Origin of the sequence: Haliscomenobacter sp. (genome assembly GCF_040403615.1) — a bacterium.
In the GTDB taxonomy this organism is placed as follows: Bacteria; Bacteroidota; Bacteroidia; order Chitinophagales; family Saprospiraceae; genus Haliscomenobacter.
This window is the reverse complement of record NZ_JBBAKG010000073.1, coordinates 12,056-32,520: the sequence shown is the minus strand read 5'-3', so window position 1 is coordinate 32,520 and position 20,465 is coordinate 12,056. Positions and strand designations below refer to the sequence as shown.

Sequence of the window (20,465 nt, the reverse complement as noted above, 5' to 3'; positions counted from 1 at the left end):
TTGCTCACCCAACCACCATCAACTCCTCCCAACTCGTCGTGAACTTCTTCGACTTCTGAGCAGACCTCAACTTCCAATCCTGCTTGGTACCACAAGCCAAAAAGAACACTGTATTCTTGCCCATCTTCTGATTGATTGCATCAACCGATTTCATCAACTGAGCGGATTGGAGCGTTTTTTCCTCTGGAACAAAGAGGTTGGTTTGCAACTGATTTTCGGGACTTAGCTCTGCTGCCATGATCCCTGCCTTTTTGTAGTTTGTTCCTTCCTGGAACATGGCTTTGGTGACGGCAATTGCCCAGGCAATCAGTTCATTGGTATTTGAGGTAGAGTGCGGAAGCTCTACCGTTCTTGAAAAAGAAACCTTTCCGTCCCGACGCTTATTTTTGAACTGATTGACCATTAGAAAAACGGTGATGACACTGGTTTGCTGTTGGTAGTGCCGAAGTTTTTCTCCGAGCCTTGTGGCATAAGTAGCCATTGCTTCGGTCAGTTCTGACAGTTGATACACATCTTTGGAGAAAGAGCGGGAAACAATCATGGTTTTCCGGCTTTCGACCTGGGCTTCTAAATCATAGCACGCAAAGCCTTTGATTTCTTTGAGCAGCCGCAAGCCTACCACACCAAATTCTTTTCGCATCCACCCTTCTGGAGCCTTGGCTAAGTCGGTGATGGTTTTTATCCCCACTGCGTTGAGCCTTCTTTTGTAAGCAGAACCTACGCCCCATAGTTCATCAATTTCCAGCTCCTTTAGCTTTGCATCATCGGGGTGAAGGATGTACACGCCATCTTTGGTTTGCTTTTTGGCAATGTGGTTGGCCAATTTTGCCAAAGTTTTGGTGGAGGCGATGCCAACGGAAACGGGAATACCCGTTCCTTTCAGAATCTTCTGCCGTAGATTGGAACCATAGCACGCGTACTCCGCTTCGGTATAGCTGTGAAAATCCAGCCGCATAAAAGCTTCATCGATAGAGTAAATCTCTACCTCTGCACAAGCATTTTGCAGCATATTCATGACCCTTTCGGACATGTCGCCATACAGGGCGTAATTGCTTGAAAAAACCGCGACCTTGTTTTTCAGCACCAGGTCTTTCACCTTAAAATAGGGCTCACCCATGCCAATGCCCAAAGCTTTGGCCTCGTTGCTTCTGGCAACGATACAACCGTCATTGTTGGAGAGCACAATGATCGGCCGATTGATCAGTTGGGGATTGAATACCCGTTCGCAGCTTGCATAAAAATTATTGCAATCTACCAAGCCAAAGAAATTCATAGTTCGTATGGCTTATGGATGACGTTGGTAATGACGCCCCAAATCATAAACTCCCGATCCTGGGGTATTTCAATTGGTTTAAAATCGGGGTTTTCAGGCTTCAGGTAAAATTTGTTGTTGGCTTTGATAAAGCGTTTTACGGTTAGCTCCCCATCAATCAAAGCAATGACTACGTCTTTGTTCTTTGGCTCTAACGACCTGTCAACAATGAGAATGTCGTTGGGATAAATCCCGGCTCCAGTCATTGAAGTGCCCGAAACCCTGAGAAAAAAAGTTGAGGCCGGATTTTTGATCAAATAACGATCAAGACTTAGCTTTTCTTCCACATAGTCGTCCGCAGGAGAGGGAAATCCAGCAGAAACAGACTCGAAATAGGGTAAGATGGTTCTAATACGCTCAATGGGAATGACCGGCACTTTGTATGTGCCATCAGGTGTTTTGTTCATGGTGATCCGCCGATTTTTGTTTCATAGCATGTTACTTGCCGCAACAAGATTAGGCAAATTAAAACAAGATACACCTTAAAAACAACGAAATGTTTACATTTTTAAATAACCGATGGATTGATTTACCATATCTTTGTAGAATTTTGACAGTGGCTTTGTGAATACCCAACGTACAAACAAAAAATGCCAAACTTTAAGCTGTCTTCGTACAATTTACCCTTTTTGACTCCCATCCTCCCCCATCACCCTTTCCAGCATCCCTAGCAAGAAGTCTGCATTTTCCATTCCAAATACCATGGGCGGTTTGATTTTCAACACATTGTGATCAGGTCCATCGGTACTCATCAAGATGCCCAGGGTGCGCATGCGATTGGCGATGTAGGAGGCCATTTTTGCCGCAGGCGATTTTTCGATTGGATCATTGACCAATTCGATGCCCAAAAACAGGCCACTCCCGCGTACATCTCCGATTTGTGGGAAGCGTTGGGACAGTTCACTCAACCCCTGCTTCAAATAATTGCCCACCAGCAGGGCATTCTCCTGCAAGCCTTCTTCCCGGATCACGTTCAAGACTTCGAGGCCAATGGCACAGGATACCGGATTGCCGCCAAACGTATTGAAATACTCCATGCCGTTGGCAAATGCATCGGCTACCGCGCGGGTGCACAGCACGACACCCAGCGGGTGGCCATTGCCGATGGGCTTGCCGATGGTTACAATATCTGGCACAACCCCTTGGGCTTCAAACGCCCAGAAAAAATCTCCCGGTCGACCGCAACCCGTTTGCACTTCATCGGCGATGCACAATCCGCCGGCAGCGCGAACGCTGTGGTACACCTGCTGCAAATACGTGGGTGGAAGCGGAATTTGTCCGCCACAACTCACGATGGTTTCGGCAATGAAAGCAGCCGGGCCACGGCCTTGAGCTTGCATTTGCTCGATGGTACGATCGGCGTGTTGCGCATATTGCTGGGCCGAAACAATCGTATCGCCCCGGTACAAACCGCGATAGGTATCCGGCAGAGGTAGCACCTGCACCCAGGGCGAAGCGCCTTTGCCCCCCGGGCCATCAAACTTGTAAGAGCTGATTTCCACACAGGCGTTGGTGTTGCCGTGGTAGCCCACTTGCAGGGCCAGAATGTCCTGCTGATTGGTATAGGTTTTGGCCAGTCGCAAGGCCAATTCATTGGCTTCACTGCCGCTGTTGACAAAAAAAGCAACTTCCAGAGGCGCGGGCGCTGTACGCAACAAAGCCTCTGCAAAGCGGGTGAGATTGGGGTGCAGGTAGCGCGTATTGGTGTTGAGCACCGCCATCTGGCGTTGGCCAGCTTTGACCACCCGAGGGTGTTCGTGGCCTACGTGGGCTACGTTGTTCACCGTATCGAGGTAGCGTCGCCCGGTATGGTCAAACAGAAAAGCCCCTACCCCGCGATGCATGTAGAGCGGATCGGCGTAAGAAATGCTCAGGTTGGGCGATAGCGATTGGCGGCGTGCGGCCAGGATTTGATCGATTTCAGTGCCCACTGCCGGTGGCGAGGCTTCGCCCGCAATCAAGTACCAGGGATCGGGGCAAATGCCCGTCCAAACCGCCCGTTGATTGGGAAACGCCACCCCGGGAAAATCGCCGCGCATATCCAGCATGTCCAGCATCACCTGAAAATGCAGGTGCGGAGACCAGTTGCCGTTTTCGGGCATCGGTCCCATCCAGCAAAAACGTTCGGCTTTCGCAATGGGTTTGCCGACGTACAAACCTTCCAGGGATCTGCGACTCAGGTGGCCATACAAGGTATAAAAAGTCAATTCGGGACTGACTTCGTGTTGCAGAATAATGGCCGGGCCATAATCGCGGTCGGCAGCATTGTCCTGAAAACTGTGCACTACCCCATCCAGCGGAGCAAAAACGGGCGTTCCTGCGGGCATGAACACATCCAGACCAATGTGGACACTGCGCCACTCCGGGCCTTCGTTGCCTTGCACCGCAAAAGCATCGGTGGTGTACAACGGCCGCGCTTCGTTGTAGCGGCCAATGGCAACCTGCGCCCCTGCGCTCTGCATGGTTGCCAGGATTTGCTGGTGCAAGCGCTGGGCATCCGCGATATCGGCATGATTGCCCAATTCCAGGCTGCCCACACTGCAATCCAGCCAGGTACATGATGCGCCGTGCAAATCAACTTCTACCAAGGCTGCAAGTTGCGCGTGATTGGCTTTTGCCCAGTTGATAAACCTGTCCGCGTTGGGATGTGGCGGCCAACCACAAGCCTCCCGAATGATGCATTGCGCCAGTACAGGAGAAACCTTTTGCAGTTTTCCCAATAAATCCCAGGCAGGCCGATCGCTGATTTGCAGGTAGACATTGTCGGGATTTGCCACCAGGTTTTGTGCAGAACACACCACAGAAATCAACAAGCGCGCTACAATTAGCGGAAACAGTGCTTCGGCTTCGGCGGCTTGCAAGGGATAATGGGCATGATAGCCCCGGGTCATTTGGCTGATCACTGCCAGCGGATCGGGCTTGTCCATGGCGGCGTAAGCAATCGCAATCGCCAATTCATTGATGGCATGGGTAAATACTGCGTCGCCAAAGTCGATCACGCCCGGCACTTCCGGGTTGAGAGGATCAAAGCTGAGCAGGATGTTGTAGTCGTTGGCGTCGTTGTAAGTGACGCTTTGGCGCAGTTGTGAAAACAGCGGCAAGGCTTTTTGTTGAAACAAGTCCAATGCCCAGGCAGCCAGGTTGTGCTTCTCCGTATCTTGAATGGCCTGCAACTGATCCTGCGTCCAAATGGCTTGTGAAGGATCCCACTTGATCCAGCGATGGGCAGCGGGATGGTCAAAATCAGCCAGAGCAGCACTGAGTTTGCCGCAGAGAGCGCCTACTTTTTCCAACAAAGCGGGAGTATGGGGATTGGCCTCGGCAAAACAGCGGCCATCCACCCAGGTCAAGGCGCGGAGGTAGCGTACTTCGCCACCGGGGAATTGGTGGGTGATGATTTTTTTGCCTCCCTTACCTTCCAAGGGAACCGGGATTTCCAGCCCCAAACCAGCCGCTTGCAAGTGCTCCATCATGGCGTTCTGGAATTCCAAATCCGCCACTGCCGTTTCTGGATGGGCGATTTTGAAGCAAAAGCGCTCGCCTTTTTCGGTTTCCAGTAAAAAATTGAGGTCTACTTCACCGCTTAAAGGGCGGATACTGCCCTTGAGTTGAAAATACGCTTCAGCCAATTGCTGAACTTCGGTGGAAGATAAAAGCATGGTATTGGTTTTTCCCTTATTTTTAATGTGAGCGCTTTAATCAGTTTACTTCCAAAGAGACCTGTGCGTTCCTAAGCGATCACCCCTAACCGCTTCAACTCCCAATAGCAACGCGCCGTAGCGGCAATGTCCACCAGGGCATCGTGTGCGCCACTGATGCCTTGCTTGAACAGCTTGTAATGCAATTCTTCCAGTTTGGGCCATTTGTAGCCACCCCGCGGACTGTTGGCAGGCAAGGCACAATGTTTGATCACTTCCGGGCTGGTCATGGTGCAAAATTTGGGAAAATCCAAGAGTGGGTCTTCATTGATCAGGCGGTAGTATTCGGCGCCGACAATGGCGTGGTCAAAATTGATGTTGTGCGCGACCAACAAGGAGCTCCGTTCCAAAAGCAGCCTGAAATCTTCCAGCACCTCTGCCAAGGGCAATCCTTCCGCTTTGGCGCGCTCGGTGGTGATGCCGTGAATTCGAACTGCCCCGATTGGAATGGTATATCCTACCGGTTTGACAATCAAGTTGCGTTGTTCCAGCAAGTTCCCACTTTCGTCATAGAGTTGACAACCCAACTGCACCATGCGTGGCCAATTGTTGACCCGGGAAATGGGGGCACTCCAGTTCAGTGGCAGTCCTGTGGTTTCGGTATCCAGAAATAAAATCATAAAATCGCATTGAAGGAAACAAAGTACGCAATACCTTTAGACTTGAAAAGTTTAGGGTTTGAAAGTTGCCAAAATGGAGAAAATTCCAATCGCAATGCGAAGCCAAAAGCTCCATTTTCGCAGCTTTCAAACCCCTCATCCAAAGCCAAGCCAATGTCCAAATCCTCTCGTCGCCAATTCGTCAAGCAATTGAGTTATGCCGCTGCTGCGACCAGCGTACCCAGCTGGTTTTACATCCAGCGTAGCCCGTCCATGCGCCCAGGATTACCTTGTGGCATCAGCTCGGGCGACATCATGAGCGACAGGGCGATGATTTGGGCAAAAGCGGATCGTCCTTCGCGCATGTGGATCGATTGGTCAACTACCGAAAGTTTTGCCCATTTCAAAACGGTTCAAGGGCCTGCAGCACTGGCAGAACTGGATTTTACCACCAAAATCGACATCTTGGATTTGCCCTCTGGGCAAGAAATATTTTACCGCGTGCGCTACCAAAGTCTGGAAGACCTCAAACTCTGGTCGGAATCCAGCATGGGGCGTTTGCGCAGTACCCCAGGCGAATTGCGCAACGTGCGCTTCCAATGGGGTGGAGACACTTGTGGCCAGGGTTGGGGCATCAACCCAGAATTAGGGGGCATGAAAATTTATACCCAAATGGCCCAACGCAATCCGGATTTTTTCATCCACAGCGGCGATACCATTTATGCAGACGGGCCGATCCCGGCGGAGGTCAAGCTTGCTGATGGAAAAATTTGGAAGAACATTGTGACTGAGGAAAAGTCAAAAGTAGCGGAAACACTGTCAGAATTCAGAGGCAATTATACATACAATTTCCTGGATGAAAACTTGCGTGCGTTCAACGCCAAAGTGCCCATTCTGTACCAATGGGACGACCACGAGGTACTCAACAACTGGTATCCTGAAGAAATTCACAACGACAATCGCTTCAAGGAAAAGAATGTAGCCTTGCTGGCCGCCCGCGCCAAACGGGCATTTATGGAGTACAATCCCATCCGCAGCAATGGCGATGACCCCGAGCGCATTTACCGCAAAATCCCCTACGGCCCCATGCTCGATGTGTTCATGATTGACATGCGTTCGTACCGGGGCAACAACGGGGCCAACAAACAGGAACACCAAAGTGCCGAAACCGCGCTGCTAGGCAGACAACAAATTCAATGGCTGAAAGAAGGCTTGCTGGCCTCGAAAGCCACCTGGAAAATCATCGCTTCGGATATGCCGCTTGGCTTGATTGTATACGATGATTACGTCACGAAATCGACTTTTGAGAATGGTGCCAACGGCAATGGCCCAGCTCTGGGTCGGGAATTGGAAACGGCAGATTTGCTGCGCTTTATGCTGCACAACGAGATCAAAAACGTGGTTTGGCTTACGGCAGATGTGCACTACTGTGCCGCTCACTATTACGATCCGGCCAAAGCGCAGTTTAAGGAATTCCGCCCCTTTTATGAGTTTGTGGCTGGCCCTTTGAATGCGGGAACTTTTGGACCAGGCGAACTGGACAATACCTTCGGCCCACAGGTGCTTTTCCAAAAAGCGCCGCCTGCCGGACAATCCAATTTATCGCCTCTGGCGGGCATGCAGTTTTTTGGCGAAGTCAACATTGACAAAGACAGTCAGGAAATGAGCGTAGCGTTGTGGGACAATCTGGGCAAGCGTTTGTTTGAGCAGAGGATCAAGGCGGAGTAGGGAGGATCGGGTCTGTGGGTTAATCAGTGTTCAATTGAATTTAGGGTTTTGTTTTTAAGTGAAAAGCATTTAAATTGTAAAAAAAATCACCATGCCTTTGATTGATGTTGCTACAGGTATTCTTGCTGCAAACAAAGATTTGCTCTTTCTCAAATACCCCATCAAAGAGTTAGGGATATTTGGTTCTGTAGCTCGAAAAGAAGAGAAAACGGGCAGCGATATAGACATTTTAGTTGAATTTTCTAAGCCTGTAGGCTGGGAAATTATTGATTTGGCTATCGAACTGGAAGATTTGCTGGGCTATAAAGTAGATCTGGTTTCTAAAAAAGCCATCCGCCCAAATTTGATGCCCTTCATCGTAAAAGATATTGTTTATGTCTGAACGATCGGATAAAGTATTGATGGAAGATATGCTTGAAGCCGTAAATCGGATTTTTGAGTATACACAAGCATTGCAAAATTTATGACTAATAAATCTTATGATAAATTTCTGATTTAGCAAGAATTGCCGTTTTATGTCTTTAGCCTTTCGCAATCAAAAGGCAATAAAATCATGGGAATTACCCCTTATGCGCCAAAAACCAGCGCACCATCTCTTCCCATTCTTTTTCCAGACTTACCCCAGGACGCTTTCGCCCCGCCCGGTTGTACCAATAATCGGCATTCCAGATGTCGCCTTCTTTGCGGTGCAAGTAGGCGTGTACCCAGGAGCCTTCTTTGGAATGGACGTCCTGAGCAATGTTGTGGGATTTTTCCCATTCGTTCCGTCCTTCGTGCCAGAGTGCGAGTACCAGTGGGTCAGCAAAAATTGGTGGTGTATCGGATTGAAGCGATGCTTGAAATTGCTCAAAGTTCATTTGGAGGTAGTTTTTTTGATTTAGGTAGCAAAAATAACGCAGTAAAAGCAGTTTTAAGGTCGTTTTACACTACAAAACTTTACGGAAAGGATGAGCAGGTAAACCGCTATTGAATATTTGTCACTTTTTGTCTGATACAAAAAGTAACCAAAAAAATCAAGGCTGTATTGAAATCCTACGATTTTGCGAAAGCTCCGGCGGCGCGAAAAAAACTCGCCCCTCCTGCGTCGGGACTCAAACAGTTTTTCGCTTAACCCGCCTCCACTTCCGCAAAATCGGGATTTCAATAAGGCCTCTTCCGCATTGCTGTAACTATTTCAGGTTAGACGAATGTTCAAGTGCTGCGAATAATTAGAGTTAGGGAAAATCCTTCTGGAAAACGATCTCAAAGCCACCGCAGGTGGCAAACTCCATAGAACTAAAAAAACTCCGCGAACCTCTGCGTATACTCGTTTACTCTGCGGTTAAAAAAATGTGTAATGTGTGTGATTGGAATTTAGAGCCTCGCCAGTGCCTGTTCAAAATCAGCCACCAAATCACCAATGAACTCAATGCCCACTGAAACCCGCAGTAAATTTTCGGGGCTGCGTGGATTCAGGCCCTCGGCGGTACGACGGTGTTCGATCAAACTTTCTACGCCGCCCAGACTGGTAGCATGGGTAAAGATTTGGAGGTTTTCTGCCAGTTGTACAGCTTTTTCTTTCCCACCCTTCACTTCAATGGAGAGCATGCCCCCGAAGCCGCCACGCATTTGGGCTTTGGCAATTTCATGGTTGGGGTGAGTAGCCAAACCCGGATAATACACCCTTTCAATAGCCGCTTGCTGGTCTAAAAACTGCGCCAAGGTGAAGGCATTGCTGGAATGCACCGGCATGCGCAAAGGATAAGTGGCCAAACTCCGGTTGAGCAGCCAGCAATCAAACGGCGAGGGAACGCCACCGCCTGTACCTTGCACTGCCCGGATTCTAGCCCCTAGTGGGCCTTTTTCTTTCAGAATCACCGCACCGCCCAGAATGTCGGAATGACCGCCAAAGTACTTGGTGGTGGAGTGCATCACGATTTCAACCCCCAATTCAAACGGGCGCTGAAAGAAAGGGGTTGCCCAGGTATTGTCGCAAGCAACAGGTATGCCTTTTTGCGCCGCAATTTTGGAGATCCCGGCGATGTCAAAAATTTTCAACTTGGGATTGGTTGGCGTTTCGATCCAGATGAGTTTGGTTTCGGGCCGGATGGCATCCACCACCTTGCTCACTTCGCTCATGTCTACTTCTTCGCAATTGATCTGCCAGCCCTGGTACACCTGCGCAAACAGGGTCCGAATGCCATGGTAACAATCGTCAGGAATCAACACATGAGCTCCTGGTTCCAATACGGCCTGAAACACTGCATATGCCGCAGCCTGCCCAGACCCAAAGGCTATCGCTTCGGCCCCACCTTCCAAGATGGCCAGCTTGGTCTCCAAACTAATGCGATTGGGATTTTCAGTGCGGGTATAAATGTGCTCGCGTGGCACGCCATTTTCGCGCTCAAATGTGGTGGTCAACATGATGGGCTGACTCACTGAACCGAATTGCTTTTCGGGTTCGTAACCAGCGTGCACCGCAAGTGTGCTTAAATGGAGGTCTGACATTAGAAGTTTTTTTATTCAATGTCCAATATCCAATAATCAATGTCCAATGTCCAAATTTGATAGTGCGAGATTCTTTCTTTCCAGAAGAATCGTGCTTAAAGCAATTTGTCTGCTCGCACCTACCATGAATCTGATATCAAACCACAGAAATTGCGCTACCAAATTTGGACATTGGACATTGATTATTGGATATTGGAAATTGAATTTAATGTTTTACCAGATTGTCTACAATCAACTCCGCAAGATCATACACCATCACATCCTCCTGTTTGTCTTTGGCTTTGACGCCGTCCGTCATCATAGTCAAGCAGAAGGGGCAGTTGGCGGCGATGATACTGGCGCCAGTAGCCAGGGCTTCTTCAGCACGTTCGAGGTTGATGCGCTTGTCACCAGGCTCATCTTCCTTGAACATTTGGGCGCCACCTGCACCGCAACACAGGCCGTTGGTTTTGCAGCGCTTCATTTCCACCAAATCGGCGTCTAGCGTTGCCAACACACTGCGCGGTGCTTCGTATACGCCATTCACGCGCCCGAGGTAGCAGGAATCGTGGTAGGTGATTTTTTTGCCCTTAAACGTGCCGCCCTCCTGCATTTTCACCCGTCCGGCGTTGATCAGTTCCTGCAGCAGCTGGCTGTGGTGTACCACCTCGTAATTGCCCCCAAGTGCAGGGTATTCGTTTTTGAGGGTATTGAAACAGTGCGGACAAGCAGTGACAATCTTCTTGATGTTGTACCCATTGAGGGTTTGTACGTTTTGCAGCGCCAGCATTTGAAACACAAACTCATTGCCTGCACGACGAGCCGGATCGCCAGTACACATTTCTTCATTGCCCAAAATGGCAAACGACATGCCCACAGCATCCAGGATTTGACAAAACGCCTTGGTTACTTTTTGCGCCCGGGCATCGAAACTTCCGGCACATCCTACCCAAAATAAAATTTCCGGCTCGCGGCCTTCTGCGGCCATTTCGGCCATGGTAAAAACACCCATTTTTTAGTTATGAATTATGAATTATGAATTATGAGCTTTCAGCTATGAGCTTTCAGTTATCAGCTGTTGGGAGTCTTGCCTGAAAGTTTGAATTAAAATGAATTTTTTGAGCATCCTCCTACAGTTAAAGGTCGAAGCTCAAATATCCATCATAACTCATAACTCATCATTCATAACTCATAGCTGATAACTCATCATTCATAACTCATAACTCTGTTCTCCACGCTTCTCTTTCGGTAGACATGGCCCATACTGCGCCGTTGTTTTCCATGCTGTTGAACATTGGCAACCATTCGGATGGGCCTTCTGACAAACTCAGGATTTCGTAGCGCCGCAGTTTCAGAATGGGTTCCAATGGGTTGATCAGGACGGGACAAGCTTCTACGCAGGCATTGCAAGTGGTGCAGGCATGGATTTCCTCCCGGCTGATGTAGTCAAACAAGCTTTTGCCATCGTCAAAATTGGCCGCACTGAGCGCTTGGTCTTTGTCTTTGGCGTATTGTAGATCTTTGGTATCCAGTTTTTTGCCGATTTCCTCAGCGCGGTCGCGGATGTCCATCACGATTTTGCGTGGAGAGAGGGTTTTGCCAGTCAGGTTGGCCGGACAAACGGAGGTACAGCGACCACATTCGGTGCAACTGTAGGCATCCAACACGTTTTTCCAAGTAAGGGAAAAAACATCATTGGCACCAAACTCCAGGTTTTCCATGTTCACTTCGGCAGCTCCAGCATTTTCTACGGGCATCCCCAGCATGCTTTTCACCTCGTTCATGATTTCGGGCATGTTTTCCATCTCGCCGCGAGGCGTCAGGCGTGCATAAAACGTGTTGGGAAATGCCAGGATGATGTGCAAATGCTTGGAAAAAGGCAGGTAATTCAAGTAAGCGAAAACGACCATAATATGTCCCCACCAGCCAACGCGCTCGAAAAAGTGCAACAGTCCATCACCAGTACTACCCCAGATTGGCGATAGAAACTGACTGACCACAAAACCATATTCGTTGTGGTGGCGCGCCATATCGGCACTGTTCATCAGGAAAATGAAGAAAATCAGGACAATTTCCAAAAGCAAGATCAAATTGGCATCCTTAGACGGCCAACCCTTCAGTTCCGGTTTTTGAAAACGCGCCAATCGCAGGATATTGCGGCGGGCCAAAAAAGCAAAAGTGGCCACCAGCGCCAATACGGACAATACCTCAATAAAGCTGATCACAAAAGTGTAAAAGCCACCCAGGATGGGCCAGAATACCCGGTGCTGCCCGGTGATTCCGTCTACGAAAATTTCCAGCAGTTCCACCTGGGTAATCACAAAAGCGACATAAATGAACAGGTGCAAAACCGCAGGAATCATTCTGGCAAACATTTTCTTTTGCCCCAGAGCGATCAGCAGTACATTGCGCCAGCGCTCAGCAGTATCTCCGGCGATGGCTTCTGCCTTGCCCAGCTTGATGTTGCGCCGGATCTTGAGGAACTGAGGGGCGGCATATCCCAGCGATGCTCCAGCAATTAGTACAAATAGGACTTGTTGTATCATGAAGTGAGCAGGTTATTTTGAATTCAGCGAATTTTCGCTAAATTACAATCCTATTAATTTTTTCCCAATTTACTGGCAGGAAAAATTAATTTTGATGCAAAATAGCAAGATTCTACATGAAAATACTGGATCACAAACAGATTGAGCAAAAGGTTCGCAGACTGGCCATCGAGATACTGGAGCACAACATTGAAGAAGAAGCACTTATCCTGGCAGGCATCAACAACCGGGGAATGGCTTTTGCGCGCATGTTGGCCGACCACATTCAGGGCATCAGCAAGATTCCGGTGCGTTTGACCAATATCCGACTCAATCCCTTTGCCCCGCTAGAGAAACCGGTTGAAATTGATTTGCCCGTTGAAGAATTGCGCAACAAAGTGGTAATCATTGTGGATGATGTAGCCAGTTCAGGCCGCACTTTGCTTTATGCCTGCAAACCAATTTTGGATACCTTACCCAAAAAGCTGGAAATCGCCGTACTGGTAGATCGTACCCATAAATCTTTCCCGGTGCAGGCCGATTACGTAGGGCTCTCTTTGGCAACTACCTTAAAGGAGAACATCCTCGTTGAAATTGGGGAAGGAGAAATGGCTGCATTTTTGGAATAACTCAAGCTGATCAACCAAAATAACCAGCATCAATTTTCGTTTTTGACAAAAATTCCATGACAATGTACTTAAGAAACTTCTGTTTAGCACTTGTTTTGCTGTTTGTTGCTTTTGTTGGACAAGCACAGTCCACTTACATCACCTTAAAGGCAGAGAAAAAAACCGCCAGCGCTGGTTCCAACGTCTGTGTCAACATCAGCGCCGACAATTTTGGCAAAATGCTGTCTACCCAGTACACCCTGCGCTGGGATCCCAAAGTTTTGGAATACACGGGCGTGCAAAACTTCAAATTGCCCTACCTCACCAAAGACAACTTCGGAGTCGTTGGCATCAATAAAGGTTTTGTAACTGTGGTTTGGATCGAAAACTCTTTGAAAGGCGCCGATTTGCCGGCATCCACGCCGATGTATCAGATTTGCTTTAAAGTAAAAGGCAAAGCAGGTTCGAGCAGCAACATCAGCTTCTCTCCTACCCCCACGCCTTACGAAGCCGTAAACAACAAAGAGCAGTTGGCCAAAGTATTGGTAGCCAATGGTTCGGTAACAGTGAAATAATTTAACAGGTTTCTGCTGAGTCCAAATCGGGCTCCGCAGAAACCTTTTAATTGTTCTTTTTACATTTTTTTGATATTTTCCTTACCTTGGTTTACCGATACCAGTTTCCAAACCTCTATCTGCAACCAAGCATATGAAAACGTTAAGTACTTTCTGTTTGCTGATTATCGCCACTTCGCTGATGGCCCAACAGCAATATCCCATCCAGGCCATTCCTTTTCAGCGCGTTCAGCTTCTGGACAAATTTTGGGCTCCGCGTGTGGAGACAGTCCGCAAGGTCACCATCCCCCATACTTTTCGCAAAAACCTGGAGACGGGTCGGGTTAAAAATTTTGTCGCAGCGGCCTCCACTACTCCTGGTTCGGTGTGCAGTGTTTTCCCTTTCGACGACAGCGACCTTTACAAAATCATTGAAGGTGCTGCTTATGCCGTACAAACCAAACGCGATCCCAAACTTGAAGCTTCGGTAGACAGCCTGGTTGCCATCATCAAAGCGGCACAGGAACCCGATGGCTACCTTTATACCTGGCGAACGATTGTAGAACGCCGCAACAATCCCGAGCGACTGAGCACCGATACCAAAGGTGCCAACCTGGACTGGCTGGCTGGGCCACGTTGGGCAAAGGAAGACGACCTGAGCCATGAATTGTACAACGCTGGCCATCTTTATGAGGCAGCAGTTGCCTGGTTCAATGCAACCGGAAAACGCAACCTCCTTGACATAGCCCTCAAAAATGCAGCGTTGATTGACCAAACCTTTGGCCCGGGCAAGCTCCAAAAAGCCCCTGGCCATGAGGAAATCGAACTGGGACTGGTCAAATTGTACCAAACCACTGGTGAAAAACGCTGGCTCAATCTGGCCAAATTTTTCATCGATGTACGCGGATATGGTGAGGCATATAGTCAAAACCACTTGAAAGTCAAAGACCAGCGTGACGCCCAGGGCCACGCGGTGCGTTTGGCTTACCTCTACGCGGCAGTAGCCGATGTGACAGCCTTGACGGGCACCGACGAATACCAGACGGCCATGAAAGCAGTGTGGGATGACATCGTGGGCAAACAAATTTACATTACTGGCGGAGTAGGTGCTACCGGGAGCAACGAAGGTTTTGGCGGTGCATATGACTTGCCCAATTACAGCGCGTATTGCGAGACTTGTTCTTCCATCGCCTTTGTCAACTGGACTCAAAAAATGTTCCAGCTTACTGGCGACAGCCGCTACCTGGATGTAATGGAATTGACGCTGTACAACGCCCTCAACGCCGGGATTTCACTTTCTGGTGATCACTTTTTTTACCCTAATCCTTTGGAAAGCCGCAAAAATGTAGCGCGTACCGAATGGTTCAGTTGTGCTTGCTGCCCACCCAATTTGGCGCGTTTTTACAGTTCCATGGCGGGCTTGTTTTATGCCCAAAAAGGGAATGAGTTGTACCTGAATTTGTTTGCGGCCAGCAAAACCACTTTTGAAACGACCAGTGGAAAAAGCAAAATCAAGGTCGATATCCAACAGGAAAGCGATTACCCCTGGAGCGGAAAAATCAAAGTAAAAGTGAATCCCGCTACGCCCAATAATTTTGCCATCAAAGTGCGGATTCCCGGTTGGGCCAATGGTGAAGCGATTCCATTGGGTTTGTACAGTTTTGTTGATCCCAAAGTAAAACCGATCGTATTTAAAGTGAATGGGAAAATTTTTACGGCAAAAATCAGTGCAGGATACGCTACGCTGGAACGCAAATGGCAAAAAGGAGATGTGCTTGAATTTGAATTGCCCATGGAGGTTCAAAGAATAGCCGCCGATCCTCGCGTCAAAGCGGATGAACTGCGATATGCCCTGAAAAGTGGCCCACTGGTGTATTGCATCGAAGGCAAAGACCAACCCGACGACCGCGTATTGAACATGGTCATGTCGGAAGAAACGCCGTTCAGCCTAAAATTCGATCCCAACCTCTTGGGTGGCCAACAAACCATCAACTTCAATGGCAGCCTGGTTACCAAAAAAACGGCGGAAAGAAGTGCGGAATTAAAGCCCCTCGACCTCGTGGCCATTCCATACTACGCCTGGGCCAACCGTGGTCGCGACAATATGCTGGTTTGGTTGCCATATGATCTCAAAGTAACCAAAGCGATTGCTCAGCCCACCCTGGCCAATCGCAGTACGCTCAGCGCATCGCCAGAGTTGAAAGGCGCATTGACAGCTGCCAGCGATCAATCGGCACCCAAAACTTCTGGCGACGGCGAAAGTACTTTTGTGCATTGGTGGCCGCATTTTGGTACCGAAGAATGGCTGCAATACACTTTTCCTCAAGCCGAAAAAGTGAGCAAAGTAAAGGTGTATTGGTTTGACGATGAAGTGACTGGAGGTGGTTGCCGCATTCCCCAATCCTGGCGCATTACTTACCTGGACAATGGGGTATGGAAGCCCGTCAAAAATGCCCAAAAATACGCCATCCAAAAAGATGCCTGGAATGAGGTTTCGTTTGAAGGAGTGAATACAACCGCTATACGAATTGAGTTGGTGCTGCAAAATGGGGTATCAGCTGGGGTGCATGAGTGGGAAGTGGAATGAGGTGTCAGCGGTCAGCTATCAGCTATCAGCAAATTGCCGTAAGCTGACGGCTGACGGCTGATTGCTAATAAGAAAAGGCATTTTTAACTTTCAAATTTTCGGTATTCCGTAGTTCGAAGTTGGTTACTAAGTCAAATTCTTGTTTTTTAGAGCTCAGTTTCCACCAGATCAGGGCTGGAATCAATTCACCAGAATGCCTTTCCAATCGATACATCAGTTCGATATTGGGCGATTCTTTATCCTTGAGCATTCTACTTAAGCGACTCTCATGTACATTGATATCTTCCGCAAAATTCTTGTTGGTTTTGCGAAAAATATGTATGTACTCCGTCAAATAATAGCCAAAGCTTTTTTGAGGATCAAAAGTAAAGCCGTTGACATAGTCTTCCAGTTTAAAGCGAAGTTGCAAAAGATCCGCGTAGATTTTTTGTTCCGATGTCATTTGAGCAAGCCGCTCAAAGCGCATTTTACGCAATGCCTCAGCATTTTCTTTTTTTTCTTGCTCCGTAAGATCCGCCGGAATTAGAGTTGATTCGGCAATCTCTTGATCGGTGAGTTGTTCTCTCAACTCTTGGTAAACTTGATCGTAGCTCATGATAGCAGGTATTTTTTGATCAACAACATGGCAACTTCTCCTTCAATGGCAAGGTTTCGGCCATATTGGAAAAACCCATACTGTTGTGAATAGTAGTTTATCAATAGCGTTTTGGGTGTCAATGAAACAAATCCGTAATACCCTTTGTTGAAAGCCAGTCTTGCAGCAAAGGCAATCAGGCATCCAGGAATGCCTTCAAGCTTTTTTTCTTTTCCGCGATGTTGTTTAGCAGATTCAATCAAATTCAAATGTATCCTTAGTTCTTCAGGAACTTCAAAAATTGACATCAATCCTAAGATTTCTTCCTCACCAATCAAAGTCAGTTTGTAAATTTGAAAATTCTTTTCGTTGTACCAGTCAAAACCAAATTGCTTACTGTCACGTATCTGTTTCAGATCTTTAGGGACTAATGCAGAAATTTCAGCATCAAAGGTTTCATGGCTTTTTGGGTCAAAAAGTTTCATTGAAAAAATATTATTGACAAATATAAGCAATTATTTTGTGTTTATTAAGCAATTATAAAAATAGTAGGAAATTCCATAGCTTTGACCAAAATCACATTTCAGAGAACACCATGCGCATTACCCTGACCATTGCCTGCCTTTTTCTGGCATCCTGCATTTTTGCCCAAAAAGGCCCAGACTTCCTGAGCAACCACAACGCCCGTTGGGTAGACAGTACCCTGCAAACCATGTCCCTCGACCAAAAAATTGGTCAGATGTTGATGCCTCGGGGCAACTACAGTGGCAAGGGCTATGAACCAGCAAAACTGCTGCAATGGGTGCGCGACTACCACCTCGGTGGCGTCGTTTTTTTTGCTGGACAGCCCAGTGTACAAGCGCGCATCACCAATCAATTGCAAGCGATTTCCAAAATCCCCATGTTGATTGGCGAAGACCTGGAATGGGGACTGGCTATGCGCCTGGATAGTACGGTGCGTTATCCCTATCAAATGACTCTAGGCGCAATTGCCGGAAATGAAGGCCTGATCGAAGCCATGGGCCGTGAAATTGGGCGCCAATGCAAACGCATGGGCGTACATGTCAACTATGCACCGGTGGTAGATATCAACAACAACCCCAACAATCCCGTCATCAATTTTCGCTCGTTTGGCGAAGACAAATACAATGTCACCCGCAAGGCGCTGGCCTACATGCGCGGCATGCAAAGCCAGCATATCCTCGCTTCGGCCAAGCATTTTCCCGGGCATGGCGATACCGGAGTTGACTCTCACTTTGATTTGCCACTGATTGCCAAAACGAAACAGCAATTGATGGATTTGGAATTGTACCCTTATCAGGAGTTGATCAAAAATGGACTTTCAGGGGTAATGACCGCCCACTTGAGCATTCCCGCGCTGGATAGCAGCAAAAACCTGGCTTCTACCCTATCGCCCAAGATCGTTACCGACTTATTGCGCAAAGACCTTGGTTTTCAGGGGCTGGTGTTCACCGATGCCATGGACATGGAAGGCGCCGTCAAGTACTACCCGAATGGCGAAGCCTTGGTAAAAGCGGTTTTGGCAGGCAATGAATTGATTGAGACCTTTGAAGATGTACCCGCAGCGTTCAAAGCCATTAAAAAAGCAGTGGCCGATGGCCTGTTGAAAGAGGCAGACCTCAATCAGCGCGTACGCCGGATTTTGATGGCCAAATCCTGGGTTGGACTGGACAAATACCGCCCCATTGAGCTCAAAAACCTGATCCAGGATTTGAATACCATTGAATCAGATTTATTGAATCGTCAAATGGCGGAAAGCGCTTTGACTTTGATCAAAAATCAAAACAATGCAGTACCCATTCGCGATTTGACCCAAAAAATTGCGGTGGTGTCCATCGATGCCAGCCAACAAACGGCTTTTCAGAAAATGACCAGCAACTATACTGCGGTAGACCATTTTGTGATCCCGGTCAATGCACCTGATTCCAGCATTCAAAAAGTAAGATTGGCTACCCAAAAATACGATCTAATTGTGATCGGGGTACACTTGCAAAACATCCGTCCTGCCGCCAAATACGGATTGACCGATAGCAACCAAAAGGCATTGAGCTTGCTGACGGCTGGAGGCAAAAGCATTGTCACTATTTTTGGCAATCCTTATACCCTGGATAAAATTCCGGCGCTGGATCAAGCCATGGCGGTAGTGATGGCTTACCAGTTTACTAATTACCTGGAAGAGGCTGCTGCACAGGCAATTTTTGGTGCCATCCCAATGCAAGGCAAACTTCCGGTTACGGTCAATGCAAAGTATCCCGTTGGTATGGGCACCAATAGTGCCGCAATTGGTCGGCTGGCCTATGGCATTCCTGAAATGGTCGGCATTAAAAGTGGGGATTTGATTCCACGGGTCGATTCCCTGATCAATTTAGGATTGCGCGAAAAAGCTTATCCCGGAGCAGTAGTCGAAATTGCCCGCGCTGGACGGGTGATCTATCAAAAAAACTATGGATATCATACCTTCAAGGCAGCTGCAAACACCCCAGGTACCATTGTTCAAACCAATTTTCAGGTGGGCAACAAGAACGATGTGATGGATGAAAAGCCCATTTTGAACACCGCGAGCGGTCAGTTGACCATTGCCCCTGTCAGCAGTAGCCAAGGCCGGGTGCAAGTGGATGACTTGTACGACCTGGCTTCCGTTACCAAAATCAGTACCTCGGCACTAGCCGTAATGCAACTGATGAGCGCTAATAAATTCGACCTCAACAAAACCTTTGCCGATTACTATCCTGAATTTGCCCAATCCAACAAAGGCAACCTACGTTTTCGCGACTTGCTGACGCACCGCGCTGGTTTGCGGCCTTTTATTCCATTTTGGACAGCTGACATCGACTCTGTGCAAACCGTAAAGAATAGCCTTGCTTACCAGCAGAAATACGCGGCCCAACTGCGCTTGAATTTCTTTCAACGCCTATTTGGAGGCAAAAAGAAACTGGATCGTAAAATTTCCGCCGCCATCCGTACCGACAAAAACTTGTGGAAAGATTGCTTCAATGCCAGCTCCAAAACCTGGAAACCGGGGGTTTATTCCAGCACCCAATCTGCGGATTTCCCCATCCAAATGACTGATCAACTGTGGCTGCGCAAAGATTACCAACAGACCATTTTTGAGGCCATCAAAAATTCGCCGCTCAAGCCTGAACAGGGTTACGTTTACAGCGATTTGCATTACATGCTCTACCCAACCATGATGGGACGCCTTGCTGGCATGGAATGGGAAACCTACTTAAAACAGACCTACCGCGCCATTGGCGCCAATACCTTGACGTACAATCCACTGCGGTTTTATGACAAAAGCCGAATTGCGCCAACCGAAATTGATTCCCTTTTCCGCCACACCCTTGTGCACGGGCAAGTACACGACGAGGCCGCTGCGCAATTGAATGGCGTATCCGGTCACGCTGGCTTGTTTGGCAATGCCAATGATTTGACGAAGCTCATGCAATTGTACTTGCAAAAAGGCTACTACGGCGGCCAGCAATTCATCAAACCAGAGGTAGTAGATACCTGCACCCGCTATCAATTTCCTGAACTCAACAACCGCCGGGGCATCGCTTTTGACAAACTTGATTTCAACAAAAAAATCGCCAATGGGCCACAATTGGGTTCACCGGAAAGTTATGGTCACTCTGGTTTTACAGGTACTTTCACCTGGATTGATCCCAAATCTCAAACGGTGTATGTGTTTATGTCCAATCGAGTGTACCCCACCCGCGAAAACGGCAAAATCGGTACGCTGAATATCCGCACGGGAATTGGCGACATCATCTACCAAAGCATCAAACCATAATAT

Annotated in this window: 16 protein-coding genes; 6 read left to right on the top strand and 10 right to left on the bottom strand. The window is 48.2% G+C overall.

The features are described from left to right. Nucleotides 1-4: 4 nt before the first annotated feature. From ABW391_RS20360 to ABW391_RS20345, 4 genes are all read right to left on the bottom strand, one after another. On the bottom strand, nt 5-1,273 hold the full coding sequence (locus tag ABW391_RS20360) for a Y-family DNA polymerase (protein WP_353483754.1): 1,269 nt from the start codon (nt 1,271-1,273) through the stop codon (nt 5-7). After that, nucleotides 1,270-1,719, bottom strand: a complete 450-nt coding sequence (locus ABW391_RS20355; RefSeq protein ID WP_353483753.1) for a LexA family protein — start codon at nt 1,717-1,719, stop codon at nt 1,270-1,272. Before ABW391_RS20355 ends, ABW391_RS20360 begins: the two co-directional genes overlap by 4 nt. Nucleotides 1,720-1,932: 213 nt before the next feature. Further along, nucleotides 1,933-4,971 carry an aminotransferase class III-fold pyridoxal phosphate-dependent enzyme gene (locus ABW391_RS20350; protein WP_353483752.1) on the bottom strand — a complete coding sequence of 1,013 codons (3,039 nt, stop codon included), beginning with the start codon at nt 4,969-4,971 and terminating at the stop codon, nt 1,933-1,935. 71 nt (nt 4,972-5,042) lie between these two features. After that, the gene (locus tag ABW391_RS20345; protein WP_353483751.1) at nt 5,043-5,630 is read right to left on the bottom strand and encodes a 3'-5' exonuclease; all 588 of its coding nucleotides are present in this window, start codon (nt 5,628-5,630) and stop codon (nt 5,043-5,045) included. Nucleotides 5,631-5,783: 153 nt separating this feature from the next. Here ABW391_RS20345 and ABW391_RS20340 point away from each other — a divergent pair, with 153 nt between their 5' ends. Continuing rightward, entirely contained in the window at nt 5,784-7,337 is a 1,554-nt protein-coding gene (locus tag ABW391_RS20340; protein WP_353483750.1) for an alkaline phosphatase D family protein, read from the top strand. Nucleotides 7,338-7,428: 91 nt separating this feature from the next. Next, the gene (locus ABW391_RS20335; protein ID WP_353483749.1) at nt 7,429-7,719 is read left to right on the top strand and encodes a nucleotidyltransferase family protein; all 291 of its coding nucleotides are present in this window, start codon (nt 7,429-7,431) and stop codon (nt 7,717-7,719) included. A gap of 178 nt (nt 7,720-7,897) precedes the next feature. On the opposite strand, the gene ABW391_RS20330 is transcribed toward ABW391_RS20335, so the two are convergent. From ABW391_RS20330 to ABW391_RS20315, 4 genes are all read right to left on the bottom strand, one after another. Beyond that, the gene (locus tag ABW391_RS20330; protein WP_353483748.1) at nt 7,898-8,194 is read right to left on the bottom strand and encodes a hypothetical protein; all 297 of its coding nucleotides are present in this window, start codon (nt 8,192-8,194) and stop codon (nt 7,898-7,900) included. 496 nt (nt 8,195-8,690) lie between these two features. After that, nucleotides 8,691-9,824 (bottom strand): trans-sulfuration enzyme family protein, encoded by a 1,134-nt coding sequence (locus tag ABW391_RS20325; protein WP_353483747.1) that lies wholly within the window; start codon nt 9,822-9,824, stop codon nt 8,691-8,693. Between the two features lie 205 nt (nt 9,825-10,029). Beyond that, the gene (locus ABW391_RS20320) at nt 10,030-10,815 is read right to left on the bottom strand and encodes a (Fe-S)-binding protein (RefSeq protein ID WP_353483746.1); all 786 of its coding nucleotides are present in this window, start codon (nt 10,813-10,815) and stop codon (nt 10,030-10,032) included. A gap of 205 nt (nt 10,816-11,020) precedes the next feature. Next, the gene (locus tag ABW391_RS20315) at nt 11,021-12,349 is read right to left on the bottom strand and encodes a 4Fe-4S dicluster domain-containing protein (protein WP_353483745.1); all 1,329 of its coding nucleotides are present in this window, start codon (nt 12,347-12,349) and stop codon (nt 11,021-11,023) included. Between the two features lie 116 nt (nt 12,350-12,465). On the opposite strand from ABW391_RS20315, the gene ABW391_RS20310 reads away from it, so the two are divergent. The 3 genes from ABW391_RS20310 (at nt 12,466) to ABW391_RS20300 (ending at nt 16,077) form a co-directional block, all read left to right on the top strand. Continuing rightward, nucleotides 12,466-12,957 (top strand): phosphoribosyltransferase family protein, encoded by a 492-nt coding sequence (locus tag ABW391_RS20310; protein ID WP_353483744.1) that lies wholly within the window; start codon nt 12,466-12,468, stop codon nt 12,955-12,957. 62 nt (nt 12,958-13,019) lie between these two features. After that, nucleotides 13,020-13,511, top strand: a complete 492-nt coding sequence (locus ABW391_RS20305; RefSeq protein ID WP_353483743.1) for a cohesin domain-containing protein — start codon at nt 13,020-13,022, stop codon at nt 13,509-13,511. 133 nt (nt 13,512-13,644) lie between these two features. After that, complete coding sequence (locus ABW391_RS20300; protein ID WP_353483742.1) at nt 13,645-16,077, top strand: glycoside hydrolase family 127 protein; 2,433 nt, start codon at nt 13,645-13,647, stop codon at nt 16,075-16,077. Nucleotides 16,078-16,141: 64 nt separating this feature from the next. Here ABW391_RS20300 and ABW391_RS20295 read toward each other — a convergent pair whose 3' ends face one another. Both ABW391_RS20295 and ABW391_RS20290 read right to left on the bottom strand, forming a co-directional pair. Next, the gene (locus tag ABW391_RS20295; protein ID WP_353483741.1) at nt 16,142-16,672 is read right to left on the bottom strand and encodes a hypothetical protein; all 531 of its coding nucleotides are present in this window, start codon (nt 16,670-16,672) and stop codon (nt 16,142-16,144) included. Beyond that, on the bottom strand, nt 16,669-17,136 hold the full coding sequence (locus ABW391_RS20290; RefSeq protein WP_353483740.1) for a hypothetical protein: 468 nt from the start codon (nt 17,134-17,136) through the stop codon (nt 16,669-16,671). The genes ABW391_RS20295 and ABW391_RS20290 overlap by 4 nt, the downstream gene beginning before the upstream one ends. Before the next feature lie 110 nt (nt 17,137-17,246). Here ABW391_RS20290 and ABW391_RS20285 point away from each other — a divergent pair, with 110 nt between their 5' ends. Then, the gene (locus ABW391_RS20285; RefSeq protein WP_353483739.1) at nt 17,247-20,462 is read left to right on the top strand and encodes a serine hydrolase domain-containing protein; all 3,216 of its coding nucleotides are present in this window, start codon (nt 17,247-17,249) and stop codon (nt 20,460-20,462) included. Nucleotides 20,463-20,465: the final 3 nt, after the last annotated feature.

Coding starts and splice junctions, on each gene's coding strand:
- ABW391_RS20295 (WP_353483741.1), bottom strand. CDS start 16,672: ATGAGCTACGATCAAGTTTACCAAGAGTTGAGAGAACAACTCACCGAT.
- ABW391_RS20310 (WP_353483744.1), top strand. CDS start 12,466: ATGAAAATACTGGATCACAAACAGATTGAGCAAAAGGTTCGCAGACTG.
- ABW391_RS20355 (WP_353483753.1), bottom strand. CDS start 1,719: ATGAACAAAACACCTGATGGCACATACAAAGTGCCGGTCATTCCCATT.
- ABW391_RS20325 (WP_353483747.1), bottom strand. CDS start 9,824: ATGTCAGACCTCCATTTAAGCACACTTGCGGTGCACGCTGGTTACGAA.
- ABW391_RS20315 (WP_353483745.1), bottom strand. CDS start 12,349: ATGATACAACAAGTCCTATTTGTACTAATTGCTGGAGCATCGCTGGGA.
- ABW391_RS20320 (WP_353483746.1), bottom strand. CDS start 10,815: ATGGGTGTTTTTACCATGGCCGAAATGGCCGCAGAAGGCCGCGAGCCG.
- ABW391_RS20345 (WP_353483751.1), bottom strand. CDS start 5,630: ATGATTTTATTTCTGGATACCGAAACCACAGGACTGCCACTGAACTGG.
- ABW391_RS20305 (WP_353483743.1), top strand. CDS start 13,020: ATGTACTTAAGAAACTTCTGTTTAGCACTTGTTTTGCTGTTTGTTGCT.
- ABW391_RS20335 (WP_353483749.1), top strand. CDS start 7,429: ATGCCTTTGATTGATGTTGCTACAGGTATTCTTGCTGCAAACAAAGAT.
- ABW391_RS20300 (WP_353483742.1), top strand. CDS start 13,645: ATGAAAACGTTAAGTACTTTCTGTTTGCTGATTATCGCCACTTCGCTG.
- ABW391_RS20340 (WP_353483750.1), top strand. CDS start 5,784: ATGTCCAAATCCTCTCGTCGCCAATTCGTCAAGCAATTGAGTTATGCC.
- ABW391_RS20330 (WP_353483748.1), bottom strand. CDS start 8,194: ATGAACTTTGAGCAATTTCAAGCATCGCTTCAATCCGATACACCACCA.
- ABW391_RS20290 (WP_353483740.1), bottom strand. CDS start 17,136: ATGAAACTTTTTGACCCAAAAAGCCATGAAACCTTTGATGCTGAAATT.
- ABW391_RS20285 (WP_353483739.1), top strand. CDS start 17,247: ATGCGCATTACCCTGACCATTGCCTGCCTTTTTCTGGCATCCTGCATT.
- ABW391_RS20350 (WP_353483752.1), bottom strand. CDS start 4,971: ATGCTTTTATCTTCCACCGAAGTTCAGCAATTGGCTGAAGCGTATTTT.
- ABW391_RS20360 (WP_353483754.1), bottom strand. CDS start 1,273: ATGAATTTCTTTGGCTTGGTAGATTGCAATAATTTTTATGCAAGCTGC.